Source organism: Methylobacterium aquaticum, assembly GCF_001043915.1.
Classification (GTDB): domain Bacteria; phylum Pseudomonadota; class Alphaproteobacteria; order Rhizobiales; family Beijerinckiaceae; genus Methylobacterium; species Methylobacterium aquaticum.
In genome coordinates, this window is record NZ_LABX01000283.1 from 1 (window position 1) to 10,274 (window position 10,274).

Sequence of the window (10,274 nt, forward strand, 5' to 3'; positions counted from 1 at the left end):
CAGCTTCAACTCGGGCCAGCGTCGCTACGTCGCCCCCTTCACGCAAGCCGGCACCGCCGTGACCGTGCAGGCGCCGCCCAGCGCCAACGTCGCGCCTCCCGGCTACTACCAGCTCGTCGCGATCGACCAGAAGGGCGTGCCCTCGCCGGGCGTGATCGTGGCGCTGGGCAACGGCGTCGCGGCGCCGAGCCAGGTTTCAGCCCCGGGCGTGGTGACCTCCGCGGGTGGCGGCCAGACCGGCGGCGGCCAGACCGGTGGCGGCACCGCCGGCGGCGGCACCGGCGGGGGCACCGGCGGGGGCTCGGGCACCCTCGCCACCGGCGTGAGCTCGTTCCTGAAGGCGGCGCATTCGGGGCTCTGCCTGGCGATTGCAGCCGGCGACCGCAGTGATGGAGGGGCCGTGACGCAGCAGGCCTGCACCGGCGCCGCCGAGCAGACCTGGACCGCGCAGGCCGGGAACGGCGGCACCGCCTACGTCAACAAGGCGTCGGGCAAGTGCCTCGACATGACGCTCGCCAACAACGCCAATCCGGGCAGCCAAGTCTACCAGTGGACCTGCGTCGGCGCGAGGAACCAGGCCTGGACGCAGCGCTCGCAGAACGGCGGCATGGCCATGGTCTCGGTCCACAACGCGAATCTCTGCGTCGACATCGACGGAGGCTCGCCGCAGGCCGGAGCGCGGACGATCGCCTGGACCTGCCACGGCGGCGCGAACCAGACCTTCTCGGTCGCCCCGATGGGCGGCGCGAGCACCTTGCCGGCTGCGAACGGCTGGTGGACGCCGATCGGCATCGCCGCCTCCCGCATCTCGATCGGAGCGGATGGCACTCTCGTCACCCTCAATGCCGACAGCAAGGTTCCCTGGCGCTACGTCGGCGACAACAACTGGACACCTCTCCCCGGAAACTTCACCGACATCGCGGTCATCAGCGCGACCAGCATCTACGGAATCGGCACGGACACCAACGTCTACCGCTACAACGGCCAGAACTGGGTCATGGTCGGCACGAACGCAAAGTCGATCGCCGCGGCGGATGGCACGGTCATCATCGCCAACGGCAACAACGACATCTGGCTCAAACAGGCGGACGACAACACCAATGCCTGGAGGCAGCTCCCCGGGAAGGCGCTCAGGGTCGCGGTCATGAACCGCAACAGTCTCTGGCATATCGGCATCGATAACAATGTCTACCGCGGCGACCAAGGCGGCAACTGGGTCGCCGTGGGGAACAGCGCGGCCGAAATCGCCGCCTCTCCCGACGGCAGCGTCGTGGTGACGAATACCGCCAGCCAGCTGATGTGGCGCAAGACCGGCGACAACACGGTCGGGAACTGGGCGCTGGTCGACCCGGGCTTCAAGGCGACCGCCCTCACGGTCCCGAGTGCCCAGCGTGCCATCGTCGTCGGGCTCGACCGCACCATCTACCGCTGGTAGCCACCGGCACTCGTGATCCCACGTCCGGAAGAGGCTTTCCGGGCGTGGGATTACCAGCCCGCGCGGGCGGATGAGCAACGCCGATTTCCGCATGGCAATCGCCGAGCGATCGACCGGCCCGCCGATGACCGCGCCCGGTGCCGACGCGCCGGGCGCGTCTTCGTCGCTCAGCCCTGCTCCCGCGCCCGCCGGCTCTCATAGGCTTTGAGATGGGTATAGGCGGCGGCGAGATGCGGCCACGCCCCGTCCGGATCCGCGTGCCGGCCGCGGGCCAGGAGGTCGCCGACGATGTGGTCGGCCTCGATCCGGGCGCTCCTCTCGATGTCGCGCAGCATCGAGGCGGTGAAACGGGATCCCGCCGCCGTGAGGGTGCCGCGGCTCGACTCCAGGAACTTGTCCCGCGGTGCATGGCCGGCCCCGGCCGCGATGCCGCGGCACTCGTCCAGCAGGCCGAGCATCAGGTCGCGCCCGCCGGGTGCGGCCACGATGTCGCCGATGGGCGCCCGCATCAGACAGGTGCCGCAGGCGAGCGTCGCGAGGAAGACCCACTTCTCCCACATCTCAAGGAGGATCTTCTCGCTGCGCCGCGCGGTGAAGCCCGCCCCCTCCATCACGGCCGCGATCATGGCGATGCGCTCCGGGCGCGTCGCGTCCCGCTCGCCGAAGGTGAGCGCGTGCAGGTCGCTCATCTGCACGATCTCGCCCTCCGGCGAGAGCGTCGCCGCGATGGCGCAGGAGCCGCCGAGCACCCGCTCCGACCCGAACCGCGCGTCGAGGGCATCGAGATGCGCCAGGCCGTTGAGAATCGGCAGCACCACCGTTCCGGCACCAACCGCCGGGGCGACGTCGTCGAGGGCGCCGGCGAGGTCGTAAGCCTTGCAGCTCAGGAGCACGAGATCGAAGGGACCGGGGATCGTGTCCGCCGTCACGGTCTTGGGCCGGTCGACCCGAAAGTCCCCGAGCGGGCTCCTCACCGACAGGCCACCCTCGCCGAGCCGCGCCGCCCGGGCCGGACGGACCAGGAAGGTCACGTCGCGGCCCGCTGCCGCGAGCCGTGCCCCGAAATACCCACCGGTCGCGCCGGCTCCCACCACCAGCACCCGCATGACGCTCCCTCCTGTCCCATGGTCAGGACTGACCTGTTCGCGGAGAGCTTCGCATCGGCGGCGGTTTCGTCCAAGGTGCCGGCTGGTCTGGCTGGACAAAGGGTTGCGTCGCGTGCGGGGTTGGAGGGAGCGGCTGCCGGGATCACGGGATCTCGCCGGCATCTGGGTCCGGCGCGGGCTGTTCGTGCTCGGGGGCATCGCGGTCGGCGCCGCGGCGGTGCTGATGGCGTTCCTGGCCGATGCGGCGCAGGCGGCGTTCCGGGCGATGATCGGGGTGTCTCCGCTGATCGCCCTCGTCCTCACCCCCCTCGGCTTCGGGATCGCGGCGTTGCTCGCCCGCACGGTGTTCCCGAACTCCCAGGGCAGCGGGATCCCGCAGGTGATCGCCGCCCGCGACATCGAGGACGCCGCCTTGCGGCAGCCGCTGGTCTCCCTGCGGGTCGCCGCCGGCAAGATCGTGGTGATGACGCTCGGACTGTTTTGCGGCGCCTCGGCCGGGCGCGAGGGACCGACGGTCCAGGTGGGTGCGGCCCTGATGGCGGCGGCCGGTCCCCTCGCACCGGAACGCCAGCGCGGCCTCTTGCTCGCCGGGGGCGCCGCCGGGGTGGCGGCGGCTTTCAACACGCCGCTTGCCGGCATCGTGTTCGGCATCGAGGAGCTGAGCCGCGCCTACGAGGCCAAGACGTCGAGCCTGATCCTCGGGGCGATCATCGCGGCGGGCCTGACCTCGCTCGCGCTCGTCGGCAACTACACCTATTTCGGCACCACCGCCGCCACCCTGCCGCTCCAAGCCTGGGCGGTGGTGCCGCTCTGCGGCATCCTCGGCGGGCTGTCCGGCGGGCTGTTCAGCCGCATCGTCATCGCGGTCTCCCGCGGGCTCCCGGGCGCCGCGGGGCGGTTCGTCTCCGGCTGGCCGGTGCTGTTCGCCGCCCTGTGCGGCCTCGGCGTCGCCCTGTGCGGCCTCGCCACCGACGGCCATGCCTACGGGACCGGCTACGAGCAGGCGAAGGCGCTCCTGCACGGCACCGCCGATACCCATCCGCTCTTCGGCCCGCTGAAATTCGTCGCCACGACCCTCTCGTCGATCAGCGGCATTCCGGGCGGCCTGTTCGCCCCCTCCCTGGCGGTCGGGGCCGGCCTCGGTGCCGAGATCGCCGGCCTGTTCGCGGATGTGCCGGTCGGCGCGGTGGTGCTGGTCGGGATGGTGGCCTATCTGACTGGCGTGCTCCAGGCGCCGATCACCTCGTTCGTCATCGTGTCGGAGATGACGGAGAACCACGCCCTGGTGATTCCCCTGATGGTCGCGGCGCTCATCGCCGACGGCGCCTCAAAGCTGATCTGCCGCGCGGGGCTCTACCACGCCCTCGCCGAGCCGATGGTGGAACGGATCACCGGCCGCAAGGCGCATGCGCCGGAGGTGAGCGGGCCGGCGTGAGGAACAGGCGCGGGCGCGCCGGGCCGGCCCGGGAGGCCAAGGCTGGGGCCCGGGCTCCCGCGATCACGGATTGTCCGGACGATCCGGATCAGAGCGGCACGATCCCGACCTGGGCGAGACGGCGATGATGCTCGAGCCAGAGACGCAGCATCTCGGCAAACAGACCCGGCTTCGCGGTCGCGGCGGGAGCGGGGATGGAACGGGTCGAGGCGAACGACGGGAAGGAGGCCATGGGTTCGGCTCCGAAGTGGGAGGGGGAGTGGAACTCTGTGGTTCCTGTCCCCGACCATGATTCATTTATTGCATTGCAACAATCGGTCATCTCGCAGTTGCGATATGCACGTTTCGCATGCAACCGGCACCATCGGTCCGGAATGCCCATCAATCATGCACGATATGACTGACTGGCGGGCGTCGAGCGACTTTCCGGGGCCAGCCACCTCGTCTCGGCCTACCCGTCCTCGCCCACCCGTCTCGGGATTTGGTCGACCTCTGTGGTGATCGAGCCGGGGATGCGGGCGGGGCGTGATCCAGGTCCCCGCTGGAGCATTTTCCGACGACGTGGATACCGGTTCGTCGTCGAAAATGCCGCAAGATCAAAGAGCTAGAGAAGCCTCGCGATTGCAGCGCGGTCGTGAAGCGCTCTAAGCAGATTTCGCCGACGTGGTCACCGGTTCGGCGATAAAAATCTGCGACAAGACAAGAACCTGAGCGGGCGAAGCGTTGGCCCACAAACGCAAGCCTGGTTAGCCCTCGATCAGGGTCGGACGTGGTGCGATGATCGCGACGGTCGCCGCGGCGACGAGGCGGCCAGTCGATCCGCGACCGGCCGCCCCGTGAGCCGTCAGGGCGTCGCGGCGGATGGCTGTACGCCGGTGACCTGGGCCGAGGGCTCCTCGCTCAGCCAGCGATACAGGATGCCGCCGAGCGCCCCGCCGATGATCGGCGCGATCCAGAACAGCCAGAGCTGCGCCAGCGCCCAGCCGCCGGCGACGAGGGCCGGGCCGGTGCTGCGGGCCGGGTTGACCGACAGGTTGGTGATCGGGATGCCGACAAGGTGGACGAGGGTCAGGCAGAGCCCGATCGCCAGCGGCGCGAAGCCGGCCGGCGCCTTGCCGTGGGTCGCCCCCATGATCACGAAGAGGAACATCAGGGTCAGCACCACCTCGGCAAGGAAGCACGCGACAAGGGAGTATTGCCCGGGCGAGTGCGCGCCGTAGCCGTTGGCGGCAAAGCCCTTGGCGAGGTCGAATCCCGGCGCGCCGGAGGCGATGGCATAGAGCAGTCCCGCCGCCGCGATGCCGCCGACGAGTTGTGCGGCGATGTAGGGGCCGATGTCTCGGGCCGGGAAGCGCCGTCCCGCGGCGAGCCCGATCGTCACCGCCGGATTGAGGTGGCAGCCCGAGATGTGGCCGATGGCATAGGCCATGGTCACGACGGTCAGCCCGAAGGCGACCGAGACGCCGAGCAGGCCGATGCCGACCTGCGGGAAGGCCGCCGCGACGACCGCGCTGCCGCAGCCGGCGAAGGTGAGCCAGAAGGTGCCGATCGCCTCGGCGGCGCATCTGCGGATGTCCATCGACTTGGATCTCCTCCCGTCGGATGTCGTCCCGGTCCTGCCGGACCGGGCATACGGGGACGTCGGCCACAGGTCTCCGGCCCGGGTCCGACGCCGCGCGCCACCCGGATCGGTCGCAGGAGAGGATGCCCCAAGTTCTCTCGCGGGCTCTGATGCTCGCCCGAGTCCTCTATACAGGAGATTTTACCACCACGAAACAGAGGTCCCTGCATCGGCACGGAAAGCCGTAGCATCCGATTGATGGGGGCGGTGCCCGGATTGCCCAGAACGAAAACCGAACGACGGCGTCTCGGTCGAAATCTTCGATGCGAGGACTCGCTTCCGGGGGGCTCTCCCAGCATCGCGAACCGCCGTGACGGCACTGCGCAAGGCTGCCCCGAGCGTACCGCTTCGATCTCGGGCAGGCCCAAGATCGTCGGGGCCGATGTTCCATCTCGATTGTTCGGGCCAAGCCCAGAAGTCGGAGACCTTGGGCTTGACCAGATGGCGAGATTGGAACCAGAGGTCGCTGTCGATGACCGGGGAGATCACAAAGAACCTGAACGGACGACGCGATCGCTTGGCACGGCACGTTTGCTGGCAGCCGCGCGATCCCGCCGCGGCGCGCCCGGTTCCTCGGACGGGCGCTGACCGTGCGCCATCAGCGTCCCCGCCCGGGCCCGCCAATCCGACAACCCAAGCGGCTCGACCGACGCCCGGTCCGGTCGCGGCGGGCCGACCCTGACTCGCACCGGCCGGGCCTGAGCGACGCTCAAAGCAGGCTTGCGTTGGCAGGCCAACGTTTCGCCCGCTTAGACTCTTGTTTGATCGCAGATTTTTGCCGCCGAACCGGTGACCACTTCGGCGAAATCTGCTTAGAACCCGCGATGGCGCCCGGGCTCCCGATAGGACGGGCTAAGCGCTTGACTGACCTGGTTTTCCATCACTACTGACCACCCGCGATGGTGCGCAAGCGGAAGTCCGCCCCTGCTCCGGGCGACAGCCAGAGGCAGGTCGATACCGGGCCATCGGGACACACGCTCGGGCATGGCGAAGATCGTTGCACTCCACTACTTCGCGGTCGTCACCCGCTGCACGTCGCTGCGCGACGCCGCCACCCAGCTCGACATCCATCCCAACGTGCTCGCGCGGCACATCTCGCAGCTCGAATACTACATGAACGCGCCGCTCATCGAGCGCAGCCCGCTCGGGATCCGGCTCACCGCAGCAGGCGAATTGCTCGCGGCCAAGCTCGACCGGACGATCAACGAACTCGACCACGTCGTGCGGCTGATCGACGACCTGAAGGGCCTGCGCGGCGGCCTCGTCGGCGTCCACGCTGCGGAGGGCGTCGCCTCGGCGATCCTGGTTCCTGTCCTCGCCGCCTTCGCAATCCGCCACCCGCATGTCCGGGCCCGGCTGCGCACCGGGACCGCGAAGGATGCGGTGCGGGCGATCGAGGATGCCTCCTGCGACCTCGCCCTCACCTTCTTCGCCCCGGCCTCCGACGCGATCGCGGTAATCAGACGGGTGCGGCTGCCGCAATTCATCATCGCGCCGCCGGATCATCCGGTGACGCGGGCAGGCGGCACCGCCTGCGCGGCGCTCGAACGCTATCGCTGGGTGCTGCCGGGGCCGGAATTCGGCGTGCGAAGCTATATCGAGCGGGCCGCCGCGGAGGCCGGGTGCCGGATCGTGCCGACCTTCGAGGCCGCCTCCCTCGACCTGCAACGCACCCTCATCGAACAGGCCGGCGCCCTCGGGGTCCTGCCGCGCGCCGCCGTCGCCGAGGAGATCGCGGCCGGCACGATGGTGGCGGTGCCCTTCCCCGAGACGATGCCGGTCGAGACATCCCTCGACCTCTGCATCCCGGCTGCCCGTCAGCCGAGCTACGCCGCCGAGCGCCTGCGCCGGGATCTCGAAGGGGCCCTGGCGCGCGTCCAGCCGTAAGGAGCCGGCGCCCCGGCCGGCCCCGGTTCCGTCCGCTCAATTCCCGACCTGGGCCCGCGGCTTCGGCGCCGCCTTGCCGACCTGGGCCGGGGGCTGCGCGCAGCCGGCCTGCTTGCCCTTGGCGTTGTCGTCCTTGCCGCCGGGCACGAACATCGCGGAGACGCGACCGCCGGCGACCGGGTCCATGTTCGCCCGGCCGGTCTTCATGTCGTAGACGAGGCGCGAGCCGCGGGTGACGTTCTGGCACTGGCTCAGGACCACGTTGCCGGTCAGCACCACCCGGTTGGCGACCCGGTCGAACACGGCATTGTCGCCGCTGGCGACCTGGTCCTTGGACACCACCGTCACCGGGCCCGCGCAAACCACCTGGCGGATCGCGCTGCCATCGGTCGGGTCGGAGGATGTGTCGGCCTTCGCCTCCGCCCTGGATTCGGGCTTCACTTCGACCTTCACCGCCTTCTCGACGGGCTTGCCGTCCGGCGGCGGCGCCGCGCCCTTGGCGTCGGGCGCCTTGGCCTCCGCCTTCTTGTCCTTTTCCTTGCGCTGGTAATGCACGGTCATGCTGGAACAGCGGATGGTGCTCTCGCCTTGCACCGCCACGACGTTGCCGGCGAAGACCGCCTTGTTCTCGCGGTCGAACACGTCGAGCCGGTCGGCATCGATCTTGATCGGCTCCTTGCCGCCGCCGCTGCCGAAGGCGCCGAAGCCGGAACCGGCTTCCTTCTTCTTGGCGGCAATTTTTTCGGTGCCCGGCGCAGCCGGGGTCTCGGCCCGCGGAGCGGACGGGAGGGCGAGAGCCGCGAGGACGAGGCAGCCGAGCCCCGCGAGGGCCGGGAGACGGGAACGCACGGGCTCAATCGTCCTTGATCTGGGCCTCGGTGGTCCGCAATTGCGGATCCTCCTCCGAAGCCGCGTGGGGGGAGAAGACCGCCTTGACGTTGCCGACGAACGAGATGGTCTTGCCGTTCTCGGTCACGTCGAGGCCGTCGGCCCTGATCGAGCCGGTCGGCATCGTGACGGTGACGGCCTCGCGCGAGGACATCGTCCCGGCCTTGAAGTCGACATGGGCCGAGGTCAGCCGCGCCTCCTGGCCCTTGTCGGTCCAGAGGCGGATGTGCCGGCTCAGGTCCAGCGCCTCCTTCTGGGTGTCGAAGATGCCGGCCGTCGCCTCGATATGGGCGAGCCCCCCCGATTCGTCGGTGGTGAGGCGGCCGAGCATGTTCTGCAACTCGATCACGAAGGGCTTGCGCACGTCCTGGAGCGCGGCCTTCGCCGTCACGACGTAGGGGCGGTTGTCCTTCGAGCGGTAGCCCGACAGGCGCGGGCTCTCCATCGTCACCTTCGAGCCCGAGACGCCGATCGACCCCAGGCTGACCGAGACGCCGAGATCGGCGAAGGGGTTGAGCCAGGTGCCGACCACGATGGCGAGCCCCGCCGCCCCCGCCCCGAGGGGGATCGCGCGGCGCAGCCAGCGCACCTGGGCGCTGTGACGGCGCGCCCGCCCATGGGCGCGCAAGCGCCGGGGATCGAGGCCCGGACCGGCCGCGGGTGGAACCACGTCGAGGGAGGAAGCGTGCGGCAAGATCGTGGCCACCGGCATCGTGCCCAGGTCCGGCGCAGGCTGCGCGGGACTCAGGCGTCCCGCATCCTCCGGCCCGGTGTCGAAGTTATGGCCGCCAGGTTAACAGAACGGCAACGCTTCGTCTCGCCGCTCCCTGCGGTCTCGCTCGGGCTTTCAGCTATGGGCGAAGATGTCGGTCTCGTCCCATTCGAGCAGGTCGAGGCGGGCGCGGGTCGGCAGGAAGTCGAAGCAAGCCTGGGCCAGGGCGCTGCGCTCCTCGCGGGCGAGCATCGTGTCGAGCCGCTCGCGCAGGGCGTGGAGGTGGAGAACGTCGGAAGCCGCGTAGTCGATCTGCGCCTGGCTCAACGTGTCGGCACCCCAATCCGAGGATTGCTGCTGCTTCGACAGCTCGACGCCGATCAGCTCGCGCACCAGGTCCTTCAGGCCGTGCCGGTCGGTATAGGTGCGGGCGAGCCGCGAGGCGATCTTGGTGCAGTAGACCGGCCCCGGCATCACGCCGAGCCGGTGAAAGAGCACCGCGAGGTCGAACCGGGCATAGTGGAAGATCTTGGTCACCGCCGGATCGGCCAGGACCCGCTTGAGCACCACCGGCTCGGGGCCGACCCTGGGGATCTGCACCACATCGGCCTCGCCGTCGCCGCGGGAGATCTGCACCACGCAAAGCCGGTCGCGATGCGGCTGGAGGCCGAGGGTTTCTGTATCGACCGCGATGGCCGGGCCCGGCACGTAATCGTCGGGCAGGTCGCCGCGGTGCAGGCGGTGGGGCATGGCAGAGGCGTCCGGGGCAATGCGAAGATCTGCCCCGGCGCCTATCACCCCTCCCCCGGGCCGGCAAGGCGGCCGGCCAGAAGGCCAAGGGGGAGGGTGGCGGGCAGGCGGGCCGTCAGGACTTCTGGCGGGCGATGACCTTGTCCTTGATGTCGTCGTAGACGTTCGACGGGACGATCTTCTTCGACAGAAGCTCGTCCTTGCCGCGATAGGGCCGGCCCTTGATGATCGCCTCGGAGCGCGCCGCGCCGATGCCCTTCAGGGTCTCCAGCTCCTCCTTGGAGGCGCTGTTGAGGTCGATCAGGGCCGGCTTGGCCGAGGGCGCGGCCTTCGGGGCCTCGGGGGCCTTCGGGGCCGCCGGCGCCGCAGGAGCCGGAACGGTCGGCGCCGGCCGTGCCGCCGGGGTCGCGGGGGCGGGCGTCTGGGCCAGGGCGGGACCG

At 70.0% G+C, this 10,274-nt stretch carries 10 protein-coding genes; 3 read left to right on the top strand and 7 right to left on the bottom strand.

Features of this window, described 5'->3' with window-relative positions:
• Positions 1 to 1,435, top strand: a 1,435-nt coding sequence (locus tag VP06_RS29345) for an RICIN domain-containing protein (protein WP_048467352.1), incomplete at its 5' end; no start/stop codon positions are given.
• 167 nt (positions 1,436 to 1,602) lie between these two features.
• On the opposite strand, the gene panE is transcribed toward VP06_RS29345, so the two are convergent.
• On the bottom strand, positions 1,603 to 2,541 hold the full coding sequence (panE, locus tag VP06_RS29350) for a 2-dehydropantoate 2-reductase (RefSeq protein WP_048467353.1): 939 nt from the start codon (positions 2,539 to 2,541) through the stop codon (positions 1,603 to 1,605).
• A 103-nt stretch (positions 2,542 to 2,644) separates the two neighbouring features.
• On the opposite strand from panE, the gene VP06_RS29355 reads away from it, so the two are divergent.
• Positions 2,645 to 3,976, top strand: coding sequence for a chloride channel protein (locus tag VP06_RS29355; RefSeq protein ID WP_425350963.1), 1,332 nt, complete (start codon positions 2,645 to 2,647; stop codon positions 3,974 to 3,976).
• 88 nt (positions 3,977 to 4,064) lie between these two features.
• Here the strand turns inward: VP06_RS29355 and VP06_RS36805 are convergent, their stop codons facing one another.
• Positions 4,065 to 4,208 (bottom strand): hypothetical protein, encoded by a 144-nt coding sequence (locus VP06_RS36805; protein WP_156295838.1) that lies wholly within the window; start codon positions 4,206 to 4,208, stop codon positions 4,065 to 4,067.
• Positions 4,209 to 4,820: 612 nt separating this feature from the next.
• A complete protein-coding gene (gene aqpZ, locus VP06_RS29360) occupies positions 4,821 to 5,555 on the bottom strand; it encodes an aquaporin Z (RefSeq protein ID WP_048467355.1) in 735 nt (244 codons plus the stop codon).
• Between the two features lie 1,026 nt (positions 5,556 to 6,581).
• Between aqpZ and VP06_RS29365 the strand changes: the two genes are divergently transcribed.
• On the top strand, positions 6,582 to 7,484 hold the full coding sequence (locus VP06_RS29365) for a LysR family transcriptional regulator (RefSeq protein ID WP_048467356.1): 903 nt from the start codon (positions 6,582 to 6,584) through the stop codon (positions 7,482 to 7,484).
• Between the two features lie 36 nt (positions 7,485 to 7,520).
• On the opposite strand, the gene VP06_RS29370 is transcribed toward VP06_RS29365, so the two are convergent.
• The 4 genes from VP06_RS29370 to VP06_RS29385 all read right to left on the bottom strand — a co-directional run.
• Entirely contained in the window at positions 7,521 to 8,333 is an 813-nt protein-coding gene (locus VP06_RS29370; protein ID WP_048467357.1) for an LptA/OstA family protein, read from the bottom strand.
• A gap of 4 nt (positions 8,334 to 8,337) precedes the next feature.
• Positions 8,338 to 9,078 carry an LPS export ABC transporter periplasmic protein LptC gene (gene lptC / locus VP06_RS29375; protein ID WP_425350964.1) on the bottom strand — a complete coding sequence of 247 codons (741 nt, stop codon included), beginning with the start codon at positions 9,076 to 9,078 and terminating at the stop codon, positions 8,338 to 8,340.
• A 141-nt stretch (positions 9,079 to 9,219) separates the two neighbouring features.
• Entirely contained in the window at positions 9,220 to 9,834 is a 615-nt protein-coding gene (locus VP06_RS29380) for a ribonuclease D (protein ID WP_048467359.1), read from the bottom strand.
• 115 nt (positions 9,835 to 9,949) lie between these two features.
• Positions 9,950 to 10,274: ComEA family DNA-binding protein (locus VP06_RS29385; RefSeq protein WP_048467360.1), on the bottom strand; the 325-nt coding region annotated here is incomplete at its 5' end.